The organism is Streptomyces sp. NBC_00433, assembly GCA_036015235.1.
Lineage (GTDB): Bacteria > Actinomycetota > Actinomycetes > Streptomycetales > Streptomycetaceae > Actinacidiphila.
On record CP107926.1, the window covers coordinates 3,585,513 to 3,606,399 of the forward strand.

The 20,887-nt window shown below is 72.0% G+C and carries 20 protein-coding genes; 4 read left to right on the forward strand and 16 right to left on the reverse strand.

All coding sequences use genetic code 11. The annotated features are described in order from the left end of the window. Nucleotides 1-8: 8 nt before the first annotated feature. From OG900_14790 to OG900_14805, 4 genes are all read right to left on the reverse strand, one after another. The gene (locus tag OG900_14790; GenBank protein WUH91246.1) at nucleotides 9-1,472 is read right to left on the reverse strand and encodes an AI-2E family transporter; all 1,464 of its coding nucleotides are present in this window, start codon (nucleotides 1,470-1,472) and stop codon (nucleotides 9-11) included. A gap of 187 nt (nucleotides 1,473-1,659) precedes the next feature. Then, the gene (locus OG900_14795) at nucleotides 1,660-2,355 is read right to left on the reverse strand and encodes a lytic transglycosylase domain-containing protein (protein ID WUH91247.1); all 696 of its coding nucleotides are present in this window, start codon (nucleotides 2,353-2,355) and stop codon (nucleotides 1,660-1,662) included. Between the two features lie 409 nt (nucleotides 2,356-2,764). Continuing rightward, nucleotides 2,765-4,084 carry a PhoH family protein gene (locus OG900_14800; GenBank protein ID WUH91248.1) on the reverse strand — a complete coding sequence of 440 codons (1,320 nt, stop codon included), beginning with the start codon at nucleotides 4,082-4,084 and terminating at the stop codon, nucleotides 2,765-2,767. A gap of 247 nt (nucleotides 4,085-4,331) precedes the next feature. Further along, nucleotides 4,332-5,093, reverse strand: a complete 762-nt coding sequence (locus tag OG900_14805; GenBank protein ID WUH91249.1) for an isoprenyl transferase — start codon at nucleotides 5,091-5,093, stop codon at nucleotides 4,332-4,334. A gap of 162 nt (nucleotides 5,094-5,255) precedes the next feature. Between OG900_14805 and mgrA the strand changes: the two genes are divergently transcribed. After that, nucleotides 5,256-6,299: an L-glyceraldehyde 3-phosphate reductase gene (gene mgrA / locus OG900_14810; GenBank protein WUH91250.1), complete on the forward strand. Its 1,044-nt coding sequence runs from the start codon at nucleotides 5,256-5,258 to the stop codon at nucleotides 6,297-6,299. Between the two features lie 291 nt (nucleotides 6,300-6,590). Here the strand turns inward: mgrA and OG900_14815 are convergent, their stop codons facing one another. After that, complete coding sequence (locus OG900_14815; protein ID WUH91251.1) at nucleotides 6,591-7,361, reverse strand: A24 family peptidase; 771 nt, start codon at nucleotides 7,359-7,361, stop codon at nucleotides 6,591-6,593. On the opposite strand from OG900_14815, the gene OG900_14820 reads away from it, so the two are divergent. Both OG900_14820 and OG900_14825 read left to right on the forward strand, forming a co-directional pair. Beyond that, on the forward strand, nucleotides 7,360-7,707 hold the full coding sequence (locus tag OG900_14820; protein WUH91252.1) for a DUF192 domain-containing protein: 348 nt from the start codon (nucleotides 7,360-7,362) through the stop codon (nucleotides 7,705-7,707). The genes OG900_14815 and OG900_14820 overlap by 2 nt on opposite strands. 90 nt (nucleotides 7,708-7,797) lie before the next feature. Next, nucleotides 7,798-8,550, forward strand: a complete 753-nt coding sequence (locus OG900_14825) for a GNAT family N-acetyltransferase (protein WUH91253.1) — start codon at nucleotides 7,798-7,800, stop codon at nucleotides 8,548-8,550. Nucleotides 8,551-8,694: 144 nt separating this feature from the next. Here OG900_14825 and OG900_14830 read toward each other — a convergent pair whose 3' ends face one another. The 11 genes from OG900_14830 to OG900_14880 form a co-directional block, all read right to left on the reverse strand. Then, nucleotides 8,695-9,345: an OmpA family protein gene (locus tag OG900_14830; GenBank protein ID WUH91254.1), complete on the reverse strand. Its 651-nt coding sequence runs from the start codon at nucleotides 9,343-9,345 to the stop codon at nucleotides 8,695-8,697. A gap of 5 nt (nucleotides 9,346-9,350) precedes the next feature. Next, on the reverse strand, nucleotides 9,351-9,947 hold the full coding sequence (locus tag OG900_14835; protein ID WUH91255.1) for a hypothetical protein: 597 nt from the start codon (nucleotides 9,945-9,947) through the stop codon (nucleotides 9,351-9,353). Nucleotides 9,948-9,982: 35 nt separating this feature from the next. Further along, entirely contained in the window at nucleotides 9,983-10,543 is a 561-nt protein-coding gene (locus OG900_14840; protein WUH95763.1) for a pilus assembly protein TadG-related protein, read from the reverse strand. Between the two features lie 35 nt (nucleotides 10,544-10,578). Further along, nucleotides 10,579-10,869, reverse strand: coding sequence for a hypothetical protein (locus OG900_14845; protein WUH96091.1), 291 nt, complete (start codon nucleotides 10,867-10,869; stop codon nucleotides 10,579-10,581). A gap of 280 nt (nucleotides 10,870-11,149) precedes the next feature. Next, nucleotides 11,150-12,049, reverse strand: coding sequence for a type II secretion system F family protein (locus OG900_14850; protein ID WUH91256.1), 900 nt, complete (start codon nucleotides 12,047-12,049; stop codon nucleotides 11,150-11,152). Nucleotides 12,050-12,137: 88 nt separating this feature from the next. After that, nucleotides 12,138-13,163: a type II secretion system F family protein gene (locus OG900_14855; protein ID WUH91257.1), complete on the reverse strand. Its 1,026-nt coding sequence runs from the start codon at nucleotides 13,161-13,163 to the stop codon at nucleotides 12,138-12,140. Continuing rightward, the gene (locus OG900_14860; protein WUH91258.1) at nucleotides 13,160-14,494 is read right to left on the reverse strand and encodes a CpaF family protein; all 1,335 of its coding nucleotides are present in this window, start codon (nucleotides 14,492-14,494) and stop codon (nucleotides 13,160-13,162) included. The genes OG900_14855 and OG900_14860 overlap by 4 nt, the downstream gene beginning before the upstream one ends. Further along, entirely contained in the window at nucleotides 14,491-14,838 is a 348-nt protein-coding gene (locus OG900_14865) for a pilus assembly protein (protein ID WUH91259.1), read from the reverse strand. Before OG900_14865 ends, OG900_14860 begins: the two co-directional genes overlap by 4 nt. Nucleotides 14,839-15,911: 1,073 nt before the next feature. Next, complete coding sequence (locus OG900_14870; GenBank protein WUH91260.1) at nucleotides 15,912-17,492, reverse strand: AAA family ATPase; 1,581 nt, start codon at nucleotides 17,490-17,492, stop codon at nucleotides 15,912-15,914. Further along, nucleotides 17,489-18,217, reverse strand: a complete 729-nt coding sequence (cpaB, locus tag OG900_14875; protein WUH91261.1) for a Flp pilus assembly protein CpaB — start codon at nucleotides 18,215-18,217, stop codon at nucleotides 17,489-17,491. Before cpaB ends, OG900_14870 begins: the two co-directional genes overlap by 4 nt. Before the next feature lie 12 nt (nucleotides 18,218-18,229). Continuing rightward, nucleotides 18,230-19,078 carry a hypothetical protein gene (locus tag OG900_14880; protein ID WUH91262.1) on the reverse strand — a complete coding sequence of 283 codons (849 nt, stop codon included), beginning with the start codon at nucleotides 19,076-19,078 and terminating at the stop codon, nucleotides 18,230-18,232. Between the two features lie 360 nt (nucleotides 19,079-19,438). Between OG900_14880 and OG900_14885 the strand changes: the two genes are divergently transcribed. Further along, nucleotides 19,439-20,887, forward strand: coding sequence for a glycosyl hydrolase family 18 protein (locus tag OG900_14885; GenBank protein WUH95764.1), 1,449 nt, complete (start codon nucleotides 19,439-19,441; stop codon nucleotides 20,885-20,887).

A 20,887-nucleotide genomic window follows, 5' to 3' on the forward strand; every position in this document is an offset into this window, starting at 1 on the left:
GGCGCGGCCTACGCGGGGTCTGCGGCAGGCTCCGAGTCGGAGGCCGCCGGGGCCGGGTCCGGGGCCGGGGCCGGGTCCGGGGCCGCGGGGGAAGCCGGTTGGGCCGGGGTCGGCTCCGGGGCGGGTGCCGGGTCAGGGACGTGGGGCGCCGCGAGCGCCATGGACTTCTCGCGGGAGAAAGCCCTCAGATAGCCGACCACCGTGTTGCCGACCGCGACGAGCGGGACGGCGACCACCGCTCCGCCGATCCCCGCGACGAGCGAGCCGGCCGCGACGGACAGGACCACGCCCAGCGGGTGGACGCGGACCGCCCGGCCGAGGATGAAGGGCTGCAGGACATGGCCCTCGATCTGCTGGACGGCCAGGACCACGCCCAGAACCATGACGGCGGTGAGCGGACCCTCCGTCACCAGGGCCACCACGACCGCGATGAAGCCGGAGGCGACCGCGCCGACCAGCGGGACGAAGGACGACAGGAAGATGACGACGGCCAGCGGCACCGCCATCGGCACCCCGAGGAAGAAGATGCCGACGCCGATGCATATGGCGTCGATCAGGGCGACGATGACCGTCCCCCGCACATACAGGGTCAGGGTCCGCCAGGCCCTGGGGCCGGCGCCGGCGAGGCCCTCCCTGGCGGCCTCGGGGAAGAGCCGCAGCACCCAGTTCCAGATGTTCGGGCCGTCGTAGAGCAGGAACAGCGTGCTGAACATCGCCAGCAGCATGCCGGTGAGCAGCTCGACGATGACGGTGACGCCTTCGAGTCCGGCGTCGGTGAGCGCCTTGGTGTTGGACCCGATGGCGTCGCTGAGATTCTTCGCGACCTGGTTGATCTGGTCGTCGGTGACGTGGAAGGGGCTGTTCAGCAGCCACTTCTTGCCCTCGGCGATACCGTCCTGGAGGCTGCTGGACAGATTGTCGATATTGTCCATCACCTGCCAGACGACGAACCAGCCGACAAGTCCCATGACGACGAAGCCGCCGACGAAGACCATCGCGGTGGCGAGCCCGCGCGGCACGCCGAGCCTCTTGAGCCGGGCGACGAACGGCTGGAGCAGCGCCGTTATCAACAGGCCCGCGACGAAGGCCAGCACCACCAGGCGCACCGCGCCGATGACCCGCATCAGCACCCAGACCGTGCCGGCCAGGATCAGCAGCCGCCAGCCGACCTCGGCGGCGACCCGCATGCTCCAGGGCACCACCGTGACCGGGTCCAGCTGGGGCGCGGCCCGCTGCGCCGGAACCGCGGCGACGGGCGGGGGCGCCGCGGTCGGCGCGGTGCCGCCCGGGGCGGGGTCGCCCGGCTCGGGTGCGGCGGCCCGGTCCGGGTCGGCCGCCGGCTCGCGGCCGACCACGGTCGGGTGGCGTGCCTCTTCCCGCGCGGTGATCGCGGACTGCCGCTCCTCCAGCCGGCCGGCGAGACTGGCCAGCCCCGCTGCGAGCGCGCTGCTCCAGTGGCGCGTGTCCGGCATCGCTCTCCCCCGCCCTTTGACCATCTTTTGGCACTGCTGTGCAGGACGACGTTACCCGGCGTCCGGGTTGCCCCGGCGAGCACACCCGCACCCGGATGGGGGAACGGCAGCGGAAAACCCCCGAGGCCCTGGGCCTCGGGGGTTCTCACGACGTCTGCGCCGCTACGTCGACCGGTTCGCCGCCGGCCTAGTAGGAGTGGTGCACCTGCCAGTACGCCCAGGCGTCACAGGGACTGCCGTAGCGGCTGTTCATGTAGTTGAGGCCCCACTTTATCTGCGTGGCCGGGTTGGTCCGCCAGTCGGAGCCCGCGGTCGACATCTTGGAGCCGGGCAGTGCCTGGACCAGGCCGTACGCGCCGGAGGACTGGTTGGTCGCGTAGTAGTTCCAACCGCTCTCCTTGGTCACGATGTTGGAGAAGCAGGCGAACTGGCCGCTGCCCACGATCTCCTTGGCCATCGCCTTGACCTCGGCGACCGTGTAGGAGGGCTTGAGCGGGAAGGTCGCGTTCGAGTCGCCGCTGCTCGCCGCCAGCGTCTTCGCGCGCTCCTTGGCCGCCGCCTCGTCCGCCGCCTTCTTCTTGGCCGCCGCGTCCTGCGCTGCCTGCCTGCGGGCGTCCTGTTCCGCGGCCTGCCGCGCTGTCGCGTCGGCCGCGTCGGACTGCGCGATGACCTGGTCGGTCAACGACGCCTGCTGAACCTGCTGCCCAGCGGGAATGTCCGCGAGGAGCGTCGTCGTCCCGGCGGCTTCCACGGGCTGGTTCGCTGTGCCCTGGTCTGCGCCTGACGCGACGCCTACGACGGCGCCCACAGTGGTGACCGCAGTGGCTGACGCCACCGCGAATCCCCGGACCGAGATCCGGCTCACACGGTTTCCTTCCGGCATCGCCCGATTGGTGACCGCACGGACGAAATCGTGCCCCTGGCACTGCCCCCCTCTCCGGTCCGCCGTACGGGCCGGTCGGTCACAGGGGTACTGGCCCGGTGCGAAGTCCGTTCCGGATTCGCGTACTGCTCGGGCGGCTCGTGGCGGTCGATGTTGACTTGTGTGGTGGTGCGTCCCGTTCCCCGAGGGGTCCGGAGGTGCCACGAGCGGGGCCTGACAGCCTCACACCCTGCCGTACGCGGACGCCGCGCGGCAATTTCCGGTTGAGTGGCAAAGGTCACATCGCGCGATGCGGGTCGTTCCTCGGCAAGAGTGCCCGGAAAACGCTAGGCTGCTGCGCCCTTCACGCCGGGCGCAGCAGCCTCAACTCACGTCATCGATGGGCAAATCGGGGCATCGTACAAAACGATCAGGCCCCGCCGTCCTCCAGCATCTCCGTCACGAGCGCGGCGATCGGGGAGCGTTCGGAACGGGTGAGCGTCACATGGGCGAACAGCGGGTGGCCCTTGAGCTTCTCCACCACCGCGACCACCCCGTCGTAACGCCCCACCCGGAGGTTGTCGCGCTGCGCCACGTCGTGGGTGAGCACCACGCGGGAGCCGGCTCCGATCCGGGACAGCACCGTCAGCAGCACATTGCGCTCCAGCGACTGCGCCTCGTCGACGATCACGAAGGCGTCGTGCAGCGAGCGGCCCCTGATGTGGGTCAGCGGCAGCACTTCCAGCATGCCGCGGGCCACCACCTCCTCGATGACCTCCTTCGAGGTGACCGCGGACAGCGTGTCGAAGACGGCCTGAGCCCACGGGCTCATCTTCTCCGCCTCGCTGCCCGGCAGATAGCCCAGCTCCTGCCCGCCCACCGCGTACAGCGGCCGGAAGACCATCACCTTGCGGTGCTGGCGGCGCTCCAGGACCGCCTCCAGGCCCGCACACAGCGCCAGCGCCGACTTGCCCGTGCCGGCTCGGCCGCCCATCGACACGATGCCGACGTCCGGGTCGAGCAGCAGGTCCAGCGCGATGCGCTGCTCGGCGCTGCGGCCGTGGATGCCGAAGGCCTCCCGGTCGCCGCGCACCAGCCGCACCCGGCCGTCCGCGGTGACCCTGCCCAGCGCCTTGCCGCGCTCCGACTGCAGCACCAGGCCGGTGTGCACCGGCAGGTCGGCGGCCTCGGCGAGCGCGACGGTCTCCTGCGCGAACAGCGCGTCGACCTCCTCCGCGCCGACGACCAGCTCCTCCATCCCGGTCCAGCCCGAGGTGATCGCCAGCTCGGCCCGGTACTCCTCGGCCAGCAGGCCGACCGAGGAGGCCTTCACCCGCAGCGGCAGGTCCTTGGACACGACGGTCACGTCGTACCCCTCGGCCTGCAGATTGCGGGCGACGGCCAGGATGCGCGAGTCGTTGTCACCGAGCCGGAAGCCCGCGGGGAGCACCCCGGGGTCCGAGTGGTTCAGCTCGACCCTGAGCGTGCCGCCGAAGTCGCCGAGCGGGATCGGCGCGTCGAGCCTTCCGTACCTGATCCGGAACTCGTCGAGCAGCCGCAACGCCTGGCGGGCGAAGTAGCCGAGCTCCGGATGGTGGCGCTTGGCCTCCAACTCCGTCACCACGACGACCGGCAGCACGACCTCGTGCTCGTCGAATCGGGTGAAGGCGTTGGGGTCTGCGAGCAGCACGCTGGTGTCGAGTACGTACGTGCGCCGGTCGTGAACACGGCGATTCTTGCTGGTCACCACGTGTGGACGAACCCCCTCGGGGAGAGGTGAGGCTGCGGTCCGGCAACCGTGTGCCGGATGCCGGTCTGCCAGTGGTATGCCCGGGAAATCCGGTACCCATGCGGATGCATATGACAGTCATCCGACGGTCATGATCCGGTCACTGAGCGCTCGCCCCCGGTTGGGTGGCCGACACGCCGCGACAAAGGCCACGGTAACTCCGCAGCCCGTGCCGTCAACAGCCCATTTTGTCCAGGTCAGCGCCTGGCTACGCTCCGTAGCGGCGATGCCTGGCCGCGTAGTCCCGCAGCGCCCGCAGGAAATCCACCTTGCGGAAGGCGGGCCAGAAGACCTCGCAGAAGTAATACTCCGAGTGCGCGCTCTGCCAGAGCATGAAGCCGGACAGGCGCTGCTCCCCGGAGGTGCGGATCACCAGGTCGGGGTCCGGCTGGCCGCGGGTGTAGAGGTGCTCCGAGATGTGCTCGACGTCCAGGATCTCGGCCAGGTCCTCGATGGAGGTGCCGCGCCCGGCGTGCTCGTAGAGCAGCGAGCGGACCGCGTCGGCGATCTCCTGCCGGCCGCCGTAGCCGACCGCCACGTTCACCAGCAGGCCGGTGACGTTGTGGGTGGCCTGTTCCGCCTCCTTGAGCACACCCTGCGTCCGGTCGGGCAGCAGGTCCATCGTGCCCACGTGGTGCACCCGCCAGCGGCCGGTGGCGGCGAGCCCGGTCACCGCTTCCTCGATGATGCCGAGCAGCGGCACCAGCTCGCGGGAGGGCCGGTCGAAGTTGTCGGTGGACAGCAGCCACAGGGTGACCACCTCGACACCGGTCTCCTCGCACCAGCCGAGCAGCTCGGAGATCTTGTCCGCGCCGGCCTGGTGCCCCTGCTCCGCCGTGCTGCTCGCGGCCTTCGCCCAGCGCCGGTTGCCGTCCAGGATCACACCGATGTGCTTGGGGCCCTGGGTCACGTCGAGGCGGCGTTCCACTCTGCGGGAGTACAGCCCGTACACCAGCTCGCGCAGATTCATCGCGTACCAGCCCCTCCTGCGCTCGGTCGCCCGCGCCAGGGTACTGCCCGAAAGGCCGTGCGGACGAACCGGGTCGCGCGGCGGCCGGCCGCCCGGCGCGGCACGCCGGCGGATCGCCCGCCGCGTAGTAACCGGTTCAACCTCCCGTGATAGGGAAGAACCGTGAACATCAGAAACCTCTACCGCGCCTCCGAAGAGCGCTACGGCACCATGGAGTACCGCAGGACCGGCCGCAGCGGACTCAAGCTGCCCGCCGTCTCCCTCGGCCTGTGGCACAACTTCGGCGACGACCGCACGCTGGACTCGCAGCGCGCCATCCTGCGCCGCGCCTTCGACCTCGGCGTGACGCACTTCGACCTGGCCAACAACTACGGCCCGCCCTACGGCGCCGCCGAGGCCAACTTCGGCACCCTCTTCGCGCAGGACTTCCGCCCCTACCGCGACGAGCTGGTCATCTCCACGAAGGCCGGCTACGACATGTGGCCGGGCCCCTACGGCGAATGGGGCTCGCGCAAGTACTTGCTGTCCTCGCTCGACCAGTCGCTGGGCCGGATGGGCCTGGACTACGTCGACATCTTCTACTCCCACCGCTACGACCCGGACACCCCGCTCGAAGAGACGATGGGCGCCCTCGCGTCCGCCGTCCAGCAGGGCAAGGCGCTCTACGTCGGCATCTCCTCCTACGGCCCCGAGCGCACCCGGGAAGCGGCCCGCATCCTGCGGGAGCTGGGCGTGCCCGCGCTCATCCACCAGCCGTCGTACTCGATGATCAACCGGTGGATCGAGGACGAGGGCCTGCTCGACGTCCTGGAGGAGGAGGGCATGGGCTGCATCGGCTTCGTGCCCCTGGCCCAGGGCCTGCTGACCGACCGCTACCTCGGCGGCATCCCCGAGGACTCGCGGGCCGCCCAGGGCAAGTCCCTGAACCCGGCGCTGGTCAACGAGGAGACCATCACCCGCCTGCGGGCGCTCAACTCGCTGGCCGCCGACCGCGGGCAGTCCCTCGCCCAGCTCGCCCTCTCCTGGGTGCTGCGCGACCCCCGGGTCACCTCGGCGCTGATCGGCGCGTCGTCGGTGGCGCAACTGGAGGCCAACGTCGCCGCCGTCGGCGCGGCGCCGCTGACCGCGGAGGAGCTCGCCGAGATCGACCGCCAGTCGGTCGAGCCGCCCGGCGTGAACCTCTGGTCGGTCAGCAGCGAGGCGTAGCCCTTCCGGGTGATCCGGGCGCTCTGGGCACTCCGAGTGCCCCCGTTCCCCCGGACGGGTGCCCCGGGCCGGCTTCCCCGGCCGGCCCGGGGCAGGTGGTCTTCTTCTGCGCTGCCGCGCCCATGGCTGTGGCGTTGCTTGTCTGCGGCCGCGTCGTGGCTGGTCGCGCAGTTCCCCACCGGGGCGCAGCCAAGCAACGCACCGCAAGGGGCAGCGCCCCAGGGGCTCGGGGAACTGCGAGACAAGCCCCCACCGGGCCGTGGGCAAGCAACGCACCGCAAGGGGCAAGGCTCAGCTCAGCAGCAGCGCGATGGCTGAGCCGGTCAGGAGGAAGGGGCCGAAGGGGATGGGGGACTTGCGGGTGGCGCGGCCGGTGAGGAGGAGTGCCAGGCCGACCACCGCCCCCAGCGCGAAAGAGGCGAACGTACCGGTGACCACGGCACCCCACCCGTACCAGCCCAGCGGCAGCGCGGCGGTCGGGGCGAGTTTGACGTCGCCGAAGCCCATGCCCGCCGGGTTGATGAGGAAGAGCAGGAGGTAGAGCGCGCCGACGGCCGCGGCGGCGAGGAGGGCGCGGGTCCAGGAGCCCTGGTGGGCCGGGAGGAGGGCGGCCACGCCGAGGAGGGTCGCGGTGAGCGCGAAGGCGGGGAGCGTGAGGACGTCGGGGAGCCGGAAGACGCGCAGGTCGACCCGGGCGAGGGTCAGCGCGACGGGCACCAGCAGCAGCCAGACGACGAGTTCGGGGTGCGGCCCGGTGGCCGCGGCGAGGGCGGCGCAGAGCAGCGCGCAGCCGATCGCGGGGAGCAGTCCGCGGCGGTGGCGCCACCCGGAGGCGCCGCAGCGGGCGCAGAGTTCGGGACCGAGCCAGCCGCGCGGGCCCGGGGGCAGGGGGTGGCCGGACGGGCAGGCCGTGGCCCGGGGTTCGCCGGGCGGGACCGCCAACCGGTAGGCGGCGCGCGGGAGAAGAAGCCCGCTCACCGTTCCCCACACGGCGGCGGCCACGATCGGATAGACATGCACCGGCCGACCGTACACGGACACCTGCGCGAAGGGAGCGGCCATGGGCCGACGTTGGCGGGACGGGGACCGCGTGCTGCGCACTCCGCTGGCCGAAGTGCCGCTGCGGGTCGCGGCGTCGTACCGCGCGAGGACGCGCGGGCTGCTCGGGCAGGACGGGTTGGCGGGCGCACTGCTGCTGACGCCGGCGTCGAGCGTGCACACCGTGCGGATGCGGTTCGCGATCGACGTGGCCTATCTGGACCGGCGGCTGCGGGTGATCGCGGTCCGTACGATGCCGCCGGGGCGGGTCGGCCGGCCGCGGCTGCTGGCCCGGCATGTGCTGGAGGCGGAGGCGGGCGCGCTGGCCCGGTGGGGCGTGCGCCGCGGCGTACGGCTGGACGTGGACTGAGCGGCAGCGCCTCGCGGCATACGCCCGTTTTGTTCGACATGCGGGCTATTTATGGTGCGCCCGCCCCCGGGCTGCTGATAGGCATAGCGGATGTTCTCCCGCGCCACTTCCGACGAGACAGCACCGCACACCGCACTGCCGACCGACGACATCCTGTGCCGGTGGGCCGCCAGGGACCGCTCCGCCGCGCGGGTCTTCACCCGCGGCGCGGCCGTCGCCGTGGCATCGCCCGCCCTGTCCGTGCACGACCGGCTCGTGGTGACCGGCCCGGCCGGGGACGCGATACCGCTGGTACGTGACGTCCTGGCGGAGGTCGGCCGCCACTACCGCCTCTTCGGCGACCGCGGCCTCGTCGACGCCGTGGTGATGGCCCTGCCCGAGCTGCGCCCCACGTCCGGTTTCGGCTGGATGGACCGTACGGGTTCCGCCGCCGTCCCGCCCGACGGCACCGCGGACTGGCTGCCGCCCGCCGCCGCGCCCGCCGTCACCTCGCTGCTCGACCGGGCCTTCCCCGACTCCTACGCCTACCCGGGCCGCCCCGGCTCCGACGACCGCTGGGCCGGCGTCCTGCCGCCGGACGGGTCGGGCGCCCCGCTCGCGGTCGCCGCACTCGCCTGGTGCGCCCCCGGGGTGGGCATGCTCGGCGGTGTCGCCACCGCCCCCGCCGCCCGCGGCCGCGGCCTGGGCCGCCAGGTGTGCGCCTTCGTCCTGGCCGAGGCGCTGGCCGCGTACGGCACCGCCGCGCTCATCGTGGACGACGGCAACACCCCGGCGCTGCGGCTCTACCGCTCGCTGGGCCTGGCCTACCGCCCGCTGCGGGCGGCGTTCTTCCCGGCGGCCTGACCCGGGCCGCGCGCCCGGCCCGTACCGCGTCCGCACCGGTCCGTACGCGGGCACAAAAAAACGGGCCGGTTCGCAGGGGGGGAGAGCGAACCGGCCCGAGGGGGGGAGTTACACCGTACCGCGTCTGGGCGCGCATCCCGCACGTTACGCGGCAGGAGGCGTGAAAGTGATTTCCACCCGGCGGTTCTGCTGGCGGCCGCTTTCGGTGGAATTGTCCGCTATCGGGTAATCCTCGCCATAGCCTCGTACCTGGAATGTGTGGGAAGCGTCACCGGCGCTACTCAGCTCCGTTGCCAGAATTTGGTAGACCGCCTGCGCGCGCTGCTTCGACAGGGCCGCCCCGTGCTCGCTGCTCCCCAGGTCGTCCGTGAACCCGAAGACACGAATGGGTGAGGTGACGTGCCGCGCGTTGATGTCCTGGGCGATCGCCCGGATCCGGGACGCCGCGGACGGCGACAGCGTCGCGCTGTCCTTGGTGAAGACCACCTCGGACTGGAGCGCGTAGGTGACCGTCGAATTCGACGTCTCCTGCCGCTGCTCGGGCTGGCTCGCCGCCACCGAGGACTGGTCCGTCACCGACACGATGTCCAGCACCTTGGGCGGCGCCAGCGTCGACCCCTCGGGCAGCTGGAGGTCCGGCGAGGTCGGGTCGATGCGGACCGGGGCGCTGGGCGACGGATTCCCGGCGCTGGGCGGCGGGTTCCCGTCCGCCACCGCCTGCGGCGCGAGGGCCGCGCCTGCGGCGATCAGGACGACGGTGAGCGTGAAACTTGCTGCGGCCGCCGCGGGTTTCATCGCGGTCACCCCTCGGAGTCGGAGATGGTGATCTTGGCGGGGGGCATGGTGGGGAGCTCGAACTCCACCTGGGTGGTGGCCGGGGGCGGGGAGGGGAACTGGGCGAAGATCGGGCGTGTCTCCTTGGGCTGGATCAGAGTCAGGCCCATCGTGCAGAGGCACTTGCCGTCGGTGTCGCGCAGGACGTAATAGCGCTTCTTCCCCGCTTCGTCGACCAGCACGGCGCCGGCGACCGACGGCCCGGACGGGACCAGCGCCGTCTCGGGGCCGCGCCAGGTGACGGCGTTGAAGACCGAGTCGCCGTTGTTGGTCAGCGAGCCCTGGACGGTCACGAAGCCGTCCGCGTCCCGCACCGCCGAGTTGATGACGACCGAGATGTCGTGCTCCCCCTTGATCTGCGCCAGGATCTGGGTCGGCGTGTCGCTCGGCGACGCGTCGTCGCCCGCGGAGGGGCCGCCGTCGTGGACCGTGGGCGCCGACGACGAGGTCTGCCCGTCGGCCTTCTTGTCCCCGCCGCCACCCCCGCCGCCGCACGCGGAAAGCGTGAGGGCGGCGACGGCCGCGACCGCCAGCGTCGTCGTCCCCCTGTACCGGATGCCCATCGTTCCCCGTACCTCGTTCCTCGGCCGAACGACCGTCAGCTGGTCAAGTGGACTGCGTAGAAGACGGAAAGATCCAGTGTGAAGTCGCCCGCCGCCGGATCGAAGGTGATCCGGTCGCCGTCGCAGACGAAGGTGAGGATCCCGCCGCTGTTCTCCGGACGGCTGTCGCACCGCGAGGTGACCTCGGCCGTCGCGTGGGCCCTGGCCCGGATGTCGTCCGCGCCACGGACCACGGTTTTGCCGATGCCCTTCAGCGACTTGACGTCCACGGTGTAGCTCCCCGGGCCGGCATTGCGCGTGCAGCCTTCGGCCTGGGCGCCGTTGTCGTTGGCGAATTCCCTGGCCTTGACGCAGGGCATGCCCGAGTCCACGCCCAGCAGCAACTGGGCGAGGTTGCCGAGTTTGCCGACGTCGCCGGCCTTGAGGGCGGCGAGCAGCGTGTCGTGCGCCTCGTCCCGGCTCTCCCGGGCAGCCGCCAGCGCGGCGGCGTCCGCCGCGGACTGGGCGGAGTTGTGGGACACGGACGCCTGGCCGACGGCGAAGAAGGCGAAGGCGAGGAAGAACAGCGCGCTCATCGCCACGACGTAGATGGCGATCGTCTGCCCCGCGTCGTCAGCCGCCCGAGCCGCCGCTAGTTGCCACCGCCGCCCCCACCACCACCGCCGCCCCCGCCCCCGCCACCGCCGCCCCCGCCACCGGCGATCCGTCCGATCGCGTCGAGAATGGCCTGCCCGACGGCGTCGCCGATGCCCGTCGTCGCCAGCACCCCGATGATCAGCGCGATCACGACCGCGATCCCCAGGTACTCGAACGACGTCTGCCCGCGGTCCGCATGGGACCTCACCTGTGCGGCCGCACGACGCGCCTGGACCCGTAGCCAGACCTCGGCGGCGGTGTAGCGCTGGACTGCCCACCTGTTCATCGTTGTTCGCCCCATCCTTTGTCACCTGGCTGGTGGTACGTACGGCGGTGGTCGCGTGCTGCCCGTCGGGGTCGGGGGTGGTGGTCACGGCGCACCGCCTCTCGCTGGTGGTCGTCGGTTGTCGTCCGCAGCGGATTGGAACTGATTGCAGGTGCAAATATGGTTGCGAATGCAAAGGTACACCCGAACCTCTGGCGTTCGCAGCCGGTTGTGCGCCAATCACCGCACGGGCAAGTGGCGGTTACAGCATGCCGGTTGATCACCCTGTGTCGCACCCCGATCACCCGTTTCCGAAGATATCGCCGAAGTGGATCTGCGAACCGATGATCGTGCCGGTGATCAGCAGGATCATGGTGGCGGGGACCAGCAGGACGGTGATGACGCCGGTGGCGCGGGGAACCATCCGGGCGGCGCGGCGGCGGGCGTTCTGCGCCTCGGTACGCCGCATGTCGGTGGCGATCTGCAGGAGGGTACGGGCGATCGGGGCGCCCAGCTCCTCGCCCTGCTGGAGAGCGGTGACGAACTGGCCGACCTGGTCGCTGCGGTTGCGCTTGCGGAGCTGGTCGAAGGCGTCACGGCGGCTGACGCCGACGTCCATCTGCCGCAGGGCCACCCGGATCTCGTCCGACCAGGGGCCGGTGTAGACCGAGTTGACGCGCTCCAGGGCCTGGCGGAAGCCGAGACCGGCGCTGACGACGACCGCGAGGACGTCCAGGAAGTCCGGCAGGGTGCGTTCGATGTCGTCACGGCGGCGGCGGACGGCGAGCCAGATGCCCAGGTCCGCCCAGCCCCAGCCGTAGGCGAGCAGCAGCAGTGCCAGGAACCAGCTGCCGCGGGTGAGCAGCAGCAGGGCGGCGAAGCCGCCGAGTGCCCCGTAGACCGCGCGGCGGGCGGCGTAGCGCTCGACGGTCAGGCCGTACGGGTGCCCGGCGTGGTCGATCCTGTCCCGCATCTTCGCGATACGGGCCGGTCCCATCATCCGCAGCACCGTCGGCGCCCAGCGGATGCCGAGCCGGTCGATGGCGTTGCCGGTACGGGTGGTCCGGGTGCGGCCGACCTCCAGGGCGAGAGCGAGGTCGTCGGGGAGCTTGACGTCGGCGCGCAGCAGCCCGACCGCGTGGACGACACCGACCGCGCAGACGGCGAGCGCCAGCGCGAGTCCGAGGCCGATGAGCGTCATGTGCGGCTCCTCACGGGGCGGTTCGCGCCTGTCATACGTCTCCTCGCGGGCTCCGTGGGCCCTGGACGCCTTGTGCGCCCGGTGCGCCTCATACGTCGATCCTCGACATGCGGCGGATCAGTACGAAGCCGAGCGCGTACAGCCCGAGCGAGACCAGCACGCAGATCCGGCCGATCGTGGAGCCGGTCATCGCGCTGAGCGAGCCCGGCATGATGCGGTCGAGCAGGAAGAGCGAGCCCAGGCCGATGACGGGGACCGCGTAGGCGGTCACGGTGACCTGGGACATCTGGGTACGGATCTCGCGGCGGGTCTCCTTGCGCTCCTCCAGGGTGACCGTGAGATTGCGCAGCGACTCCACGACCGAGCCGCCCGCCCGGCTGGACAGCACCAGGGTCGACACCAGGACGATCAACTCCCGGCTGGGCAGCCGCTCCTGCAGCTCGCCCAGGGCGTCCTCGATGGAGCGCCCCAGCGCCATGGCGTCGGCGACCTTCTTCAACTCCTCGCCCGCGGGCGCGTCCAGCTCCTCCGCGGCCATCGACACCGCGGTGCGCAGGGCGAGTCCCGCGTGCGTGGCATTGGCCAGCACCCGCGCCAGATCGGGGAGCTGGGCGATGAAGCGCTCGGTGCGGATGCGGCGGCGCCACTCCAGGAACGAATACGCGGCCCAGCCGGCGATCAGCGCGGCGATCGGGCCGAAGAAGGGTGCGAGCAGCACGGCGGCCACCACCCACGACCCGATCACCAGGCCGATCACGGAGGCGGTGAACTGCCCGGGGGTGAGGTCGGTGCCGGTGGCGGCGAGCCGGCCGGCCAGCCGGCGGCCCCACGCGTAGCGGCGCACCCGCCGGTCGAGCGCGGCGAAGGCGACCGGGGTGGCCGCCGAGCCGCCCGCCTCGATGGCGAGCCGCTCGACCAGCGCCATCCGGTCGGCGCGGCCGCCGCGCCAGGCGTGCAGGCCCCACACGGCCAGGACGAGGGCGAGCAGGGTGGCGCCGAGCACCAGCAGCGGATACGGGCCGGTGGCGAAATTCCGCCCGGCGGCGGCGACTTCGCGGACAGTTCCGCCGCGGACGGCGGCTTCGTGGACGGCGGTGTGGGGCGGCGGCGTCATTTCGCCTCCCGGCTGTCGAGTTCGAGTTCGGACGCGCCGACGCCGAAGGCGGCCGGGACGTGTTCGCCGGCGAGGTAGAGGCGCTCGCCGATCTCCCGTGGCACCGGCCGGTGTTCGTACCAGCCGCGGACGATGCGGTCGACGCCGAGGGGCTCGGCGCGGAAGCGGGTGGCCGAGGTGAGCCGGAAGGAGTCGCGGCCGCGGGAGGACAGCACCGCGATCTCGGCGATACGGCGGGTGCCGTCGATGTGCCGGTGCAGCTGGACGAGGACGTCGACGGCGCTGTTGATCTGGTCGCGCAGCGCCTCGAAGGGGATCTTCACCTCGCTCATCGACGCCAGCGTCTGGAGCCGCAGCACCGCGTCCTCCGCGGAGTTGGCGTGCACGGTGGCCAGCGAGCCGTCGTGGCCGGTGGACATCGCCTGGAGCATGTCCAGCGTCTCGCCGCCGCGCACCTCGCCGACGATGATGCGGTCGGGGCGCATCCGCAGCGAGTTGCGCACCAGGTCGCGGATGGTGATCCGGCCCTCGCCCTCGACGTTCGGCGGGCGGGACTCCAGCCGGATCACATGCTCCTGCTGGAGCTGGAGTTCGGCGGCGTCCTCGACGGTGATGATGCGCTCGCCGTCGGGGATCAGGCCCGAAAGGGCGTTCAGCAGCGTCGTCTTGCCGGACCCGGTGCCGCCGCTGACGATGATGTTGCACTTCGCGCGCACGAACGAGGACAGCAGCAGCAGCATGTGCTCGTCCAGGGTGCCCAGGCCGATGAGCTCCTTCAGCGTGTACGCCCGCGGGAAGCGGCGGATCGTGAGGGTGGGACCGGTCAGGGACAGCGGCGGGATCACGACGTTGACGCGCTCCCCTGAGGGCAGGCGGGCGTCGACCATCGGATTCGACTCGTCCACCCGGCGGTTGACGGTCGACACGATGCGCTCGATGGTCTGCAGCAACTGCTCGGCCGAGGAGAAGCGGGCGGCGACCTGCTCGACCCGGCCGCCGCGTTCGACGTAGATGCGGTCGGGGCCGTTGACCATGATCTCGGTCACGGTGGGGTCTTCGAGCAGCGGCTCCAGGATGCCGAGGCCCAACGCCTCGTCCACCACCCGGCGGATCAGCGCGGAGCGCTCCGCGGTGGACAGCACCGGGCCCTCACGGCTGATGATGTGCCCCAGCACCCGCTCCAGCCGCGATCTGCGCTCGGCGGCGGCCAGCGCCGACATCTCGGCGAGGTCGATCTCCTGGAGCAGCTTGGCCCGGTAGACGGCGACCAGGTGGCTCTCCTGGGTCTGCGGGGTCGCCTCGTCGGCGGCGACTCGTGCGCGCAGGCTCACGGGGTGTCCTCCCTCGGCATCGTCGCGCTCCGCGACACCGGGCCGAAGAGATGGATTCCCGGGAGGACGGAGGGCACGTCCACCGTCGCCTCGGCGGTGTAGGCGTCCTCGTCGGCCCTCGTCCAGGTGATCTCGGCGTTCAGCCAGCCGCTGACGGCGTCCGCACCGGCCGCCTGGCCGGCCTGCGTGCCCCCCCTCGGCGGGGGCAGCGCCGCGGTCCGCGCGGCGGTACGGGATGCCGTGCCGGCTTGCTCGGTGCAATACGCCACGAGGCCGAGTTGGATCCCGGCCAACGCGATGAGCAGCAGGAACGGCAACATCCCGAGATACTCGAGCGAGGCCACGCCACGGTCACCCCGTAGCGCGGCGCCCCTCCGCCCCCGGGCGCCCCGGTCCCCCCGGGCCACACCCCCGGGCCCCCTCCGCCCCCGGGCGAGCCGGTCTTTCAGGCCGGGTCCCTTGCGCCCCCGGGCGAGGCGGTCTTTCAGGGGCGCGGGGAACGGCGCGACCAGCCCTCGACAAGCTGCACGTCGCCACCGACCCAAAGGGGCAGTTCGTTTCGATCCGGACCACCGGCCGGTGGTGGGTTGCGCGCGCCGTTCCCCGCGCCCCTGGTGGGCACCCACCGACGCTGCGGGACCGCGACGCCCCCGGGCGAGCGGGTTTTTCAGGGGCGCGGGGAACGGCGCGACCAGCCGTGGACTAGCTGCACGTCGCCACCGACCCAAAGGGGCAGTTCGTTTCGATCCGGACCACCGGCCGGTGGTGGGCTTGTCGCGCCCACGCGGCGCCAGCCGCAGATCAGACACAGCCCCGCGCCCCTGGGCGGCACCCACCGACGCTGCGGGACCGCGACGCCCCCGGGCGAGCGGGTTTTTTAGGGGCGCGGGGAACGGCGCGACCAGCCGTGGACTAGCTGCACGTCGCCACCGACCCAAAGGGGCAGTTCGTTTCGATCCGGACCACCGGCCGGTGGTGGGCTTGTCGCGCCCACGCGGCGCCAGCCGCAGATCAGACACAGCCCCGCGCCCCTGGGCGGCACCCACCGACGCGGAGGGAACGCCGAACCCCCGGGCGAGCGGGTTTTTTAGGGGCGCGGGGAACGGCGCGACCAGCCGTGGACTAGCTGCACGTCGCCACCGACCCAAAGGGGCAGTTCGTTTCGATCCGGACCACCGGCCGGTGGTGGGCTTGTCGCGCCCACGCGGCGCCAGCCGCAGATCAGACACAGCCCCGCGCCCCTGGGCGGCACCCACCGACGCGGAGGGAACGCCGAACCCCCGCGCCCGGGGAAGGGCACCCACCGACGCGGAGGGAACGCCGAACCCCCGCGGGCGGGGAAAGGCACCCACCGACGCGGAGGGAAGGCCGAACCACGGCGGCCGGGGGGGTCGGGTGACCCCGCGGGAGGCGATGTTCATCGGGCGGGCCGTTCGTCGACGGTTTTGGCGTGGCCGTGGACCGGGAGCCAGAAGTCGATGGCGCCCGGGAAGAGGACCGGGACGTGGAGGGTCACGGTGGCCTCGACGGTGCCGTCGTCGTTGCTGTGGGCGTCGACCTCCGCGCCGTCCGTCCACGCGCCGGGCAGGTCGTCGCGGGCGGCCGCGTCGCCCGCGGCCTGCGGGGAGTCGGAGACGGCCGCGGCCCTCGCCGCCGCGTCGGCCGCGTCGCCCGCCAGGGTGAAGGTGTAGCCGGCGAGCACGGCCTGCCAGACCAGGATCAGGGTGACCAGGATGATCGGGGTCATCCCCAGGGTCTCCAGGGTGACCTGGCCGCGGTCGCCGCCGCGGCGGGACTTCCTGGTGCGGGCCACGGGCAGGGTCGCCCCGGTGACCAGGCCCAGCTCGCCCGCCAGGGACCATATGCCGGCCTTGACGGTGGAGCGGGTGTCGAGGTCGTGGAGGCGTCCCGCGTCGATGACGGGCTGGAGTTCGCGGAAGGCGGCGGGGATGACGGAGGCCGCGATGCGCGTGCCGGTGATGCGGCCGACGAGGGTCGGCTGGATCTCCGTGGAGCGGGTGTGGCGGTTCACGACCGTCGTCGTGTCCTGGGGTTTGCGTATCTGGAGGCGGTCCCACATGCGGACCATGCGCTTGGCGGCGCGGACGGCCACCACGTCGGGCGTGGTGACCAGGACCGCGGTGTCGGCGACCTCGACGGCGGCCGCGTTGGCGCTGGTCATCTGGGTGCCGCAGTCGACGACGACGACTTCGTAGCGCTGCCGCAGGGCGGTCAGGACGAGGCGGGCGGCGCGGTCGGTGACGTCCTCGCCGCGCTCGCCGTCGGCGGGGGCGAGCAGCAGGGCGGGGCCCGACTCGTGGACGTACATGGCGTCCTGGAGGACGCGGGAGGAGACGTCGGCGATGTCGGCGAGGTCGGCGACCGAGCGGCGGAACTGCACGTCGAGGTAGGAGGCGATGTCGCCGCCCTGGAGGTCGAGGTCGACCAGGGCGGTGGAGCGGCCCGACGCGTGGGCGGCCAGGGCGAGGTGGATGGCGGTGACGGTGGTGCCGACGCCGCCCTTGGCTCCGGCGACCGCGACCAGGGTGCCGCCGACGACGGCGGGCAGGGCGGCGCGCTGCGGGCCGAGGTGGCGGCGGACGCCGACGGCCCAGGTGGCGGCGGCGTCGACGCGGGCGCCCAGGTCGTCGTAGGACAGCGGGAGTCCGACGACTCCGCGGGCGCCGGAGTTCATCGCGGCGGCGAGGATGGCGGGGCCGGGGTCGGGGGTGAGCAGGACGACGCCGACCGCGGGGAAGCGCAGCGCGATGTCGCGGACCAGGTCGAGCGCGGGCATCGGGCCGATCGTCTCGTGGACGATGACGACTTCGGGCAGTTCCTCGACGCCCGACTCGGCGGCGCGGGTGAGCAGTTCGAGCAGCCCGGTGGAGTCGTGCAGCGCGGGTGCCGGCTCCGCGCCGGGGAGTTGCCCGAGCAGGCCCATGAGGGCGCGGGCGGCGTCGGCGTCGGAGGTGGCGGCGACGATGCGTACGGTCACGGGCGGGCACCTCCGCCGGTGGCGGTGTCCCCGGACAGGGTGTAGTTGCGGCTGGTGTCCGGCGGGGCGGTGGTGTCGCCGGGGGCGACCAGGGCGAGGCGTACGTGTTCGGCGAACGACTCGGCATAGGCGACGCGTTGGGCGTCCTCGGCGTCGAGCGCGAAGGTGATGGGCACGCCCTCGGTGGACAGCCGCTGGGCGTCGGCGCTCTTGTCGAAGGCCTTGATCTCGCCGACGTCGATGACCTGGGCGCCGGCGACGATGATGCGGGAGAGGTCGGCGTCGGTGGACTTGTGGCCGGCGAAGGTGGCGAAGATGTTGACCCGGGCGCCGGGGGTGATCTTGCCGGCGACGCCGGTCTCCGCGTCGATCATGATGGCGATCTCCATCTGGCCCGGGTGCAGTTCGGGCCGCGCGGCCACCATGTCGGTCTGCAGCAGCGAGCCCTTCTTGAGCGCCACCGCGGCGATCTTGCCCTGCACCTGCCCGAGGTCGCGGACGGCGGTGTCCGGCAGCCAGCGCGACGGGACCCGTATCCGCCGCACGTTGGCGCTGCTGAGCTGCTGGTACGCGGCTATGTCGGAGGACAGTTCGTACGCCGTGACCTTCTCCCCGACCTGCGACCGTGCGTCGTTGACGACGGCGAGCACCCCGGCGAAGGCGGCGATCGCGCACACGGCGGAGACCACCAGAAGGACGACACCACGGCGCTGACGTGAGTTCATGTGCGGGCGGACCTATCGCTTGTGGGGTTCGAGTTGGGGGCGGCGCGGGGTCTCCACGGAGCGGCCGCGGTGGTCGGCGGCGTGCTTGGCCGGTGTCTGCCGCTCCGCGAGCCGGGTGGCGCAGAACAGGCACTGGTCGCCGATGACTTCGAGCCCGCACCAGGTGCAGGTGTCGCGCCGCACGGAGGTGACGAGCTGGTAGAGCATGCCGACGTCGGCGATGTAGGCGGTGAATTCGACCAGTTTGGCGGTGCCCCACCAGCGGGCCGAGTCCGGTGGCAGCGGCACCTCGCGCAGGTGCTGGGAATGCCAGGCATCGGCCAGCGGGCCGGTGATCCAGCCGGGGTCGACGCCCTTGCCCGCGACGGCGAGCTGCGTCTGGTAGCCGGGGCCCGGCGGGATCGCGGTGGGCTCGGCCTCGCCGAGGTAGGGCTCGGGGTGCGCGAGGACCGCGAAGTGCCGCCCGGGGACGAGGGACTTGACATGGGAGCCGACGCCGACCGGCACCCGGTCGAGCTTGGCGACCGAGCCGAGCAGCGCACCGGAGTGCAGGTAGTACGACAGCAGGCGGGCGGCGCCGGCGAGCACTCCGGGTCCGAGGTCGGTGCCGGCCAGCTGCCGCAGCTGCTCGCCGAGCAGCGCCCTGGCCAGCGGCGGCAGGCTCAGCGGGACGATCGCCAACCTGTCGGCTTCCAGGGCGGATCGGACGGTGTGCAGGCGGCGGCGGACCGGGTCGTCGGGCTCGGCGGGGGCGAGCGCGACGACATGGCCGTGCGCTTCCAGCGCGGTCGCGACCCGCGTCACGTGCTCCTCCAGCGGAAGTGCGAGGTCGTCCGACGTGACCGTGATGACGCTCAGCATCCGGAACCTCCTCCTTTCCGCCTTTTCGGCCCCTGCGGCCTGGCGATTTTCGCTCGTCAGCTTATCGATGTGTAGCGGATTGGGTGCGCAAAGTTGCGGATCGGCGGCGGGCGGCGGCGGCTGTCCACTGGAGGTCTTGACAACCCAATTGGTCTGGACCAACTTTCTCCCTTACCGGGCCTTCCCGGTAGTCCCAACGGCCTGCCCGGACTTCCCGGTCACCCGCACACCCACCACCCCCCAACTCCTTGCCCCCAGGAGGCAGTCGTGGAACGTGCAACGCACGCGAATCGAGCCAGCCAAACGCACCGCAGAGCGACCGTCAGGCAGCGTACGGTCGCCGCACTGAGCGCGGCGGCGGTGATCGGCGCGGGCGTGGCCGTCGTCACCGTCGGCAGCGCGAGTGCCGCGACCACCAACCTCGTCGCCAACCCCGGCTTCGAGAGCGGGCTTTCGAACTGGACCTGCACCGCGGGCAGCGGCGCCGCCGTCTCCAGCCCGGTGCACGCCGGGTCCGGCGCGCTCAAGGCCACCCCGTCGAACAGCGACACCGGCCAGTGCTCGCAGACCGTCAGCGTGCAGCCCAACTCCCAGTACACGCTGAGCGCGTGGGTCCAGGGCTCCTACGTCTACATCGGCGCCACCGGCACCGGCGGCACCGACCCGTCGACCTGGACGCCGAGCGCGTCCTCCTACCAGCAGCTCAGCGTCAACTTCACCACCGGCGCCTCCACCCACTCGGTGACCGTCTACACGCACGGCTGGTACGCGCAGCCCGCGTACTTCGCCGACGACATCACCCTGTCGGGCCCCGGCGGCTCCTCCACCACCCCGCCGACCACACCGCCCACCAGTCCCACGACCAAGCCGCCGACCACACCCCCGACCAGCCCGACCACGACACCGCCGACCAGCCCGCCCTCGGGCGGCCTGCCCAAGCACAAGGTCACCGGCTACTGGCAGAACTTCAACAACGGCGCCACCGTGCAGACCATCGCGCAGGTGCAGAGCCAGTACGACATCATCGCGGTGGCCTTCGCGGACGCGACGACCACGCCCGGCGCGGTGTCCTTCACCCTCGACCCGTCGCTCGGCTACGGCGTCGCGCAGTTCAAGGCCGACATCGCGGCCAAGCAGGCCGCGGGCAAGAAGGTGATCATCTCGGTCGGCGGCCAGAACGGCACGATCTCGATACGCGACTCGGCGTCGGCCACCAACTTCGCCAACAGCGTCTACTCGCTGATGCAGACCTACGGCTTCAACGGCGTCGACATCGACCTGGAGAACGGCATCGACTCGACGTACATGCCGCAGGCGCTGCGGTCGCTCAGCTCCAAGGCGGGCTCGGGCCTGATCATCACGATGGCGCCGCAGACGATCGACATGCTGTCGGCGGGCAGTGACTACCTGGCCACCGCGCTCAAGGTCAAGGACATCCTGACCATCGTCAACACGCAGTATTACAACAGCGGTTCGATGAACGGCTGCAACGGCGGCGTCTACAGCCAGGGCTCGGTGGACTTCATCACCACGCTGGCCTGCACCGCGATCCAGGCCGGCCTGTCACCCTCCCAGGTCGGCATCGGCACCCCCGCCTCCACCAGCGCGGCCGGCTCCGGCTACGTCAGCCCGACCGTCGTCGACAACGCGCTCGACTGCCTCGCCAAGGGCACGGGCTGCGGCAGTTTCCACCCGTCCACCACCTGGCCCGGCATCGGCGGCGCGATGACCTGGTCGACGAACTGGGACGCATCCGCCGGCAACACCTGGTCCAACGGCGTCGGCCCGCACGTCCACGCCATGCCCTGA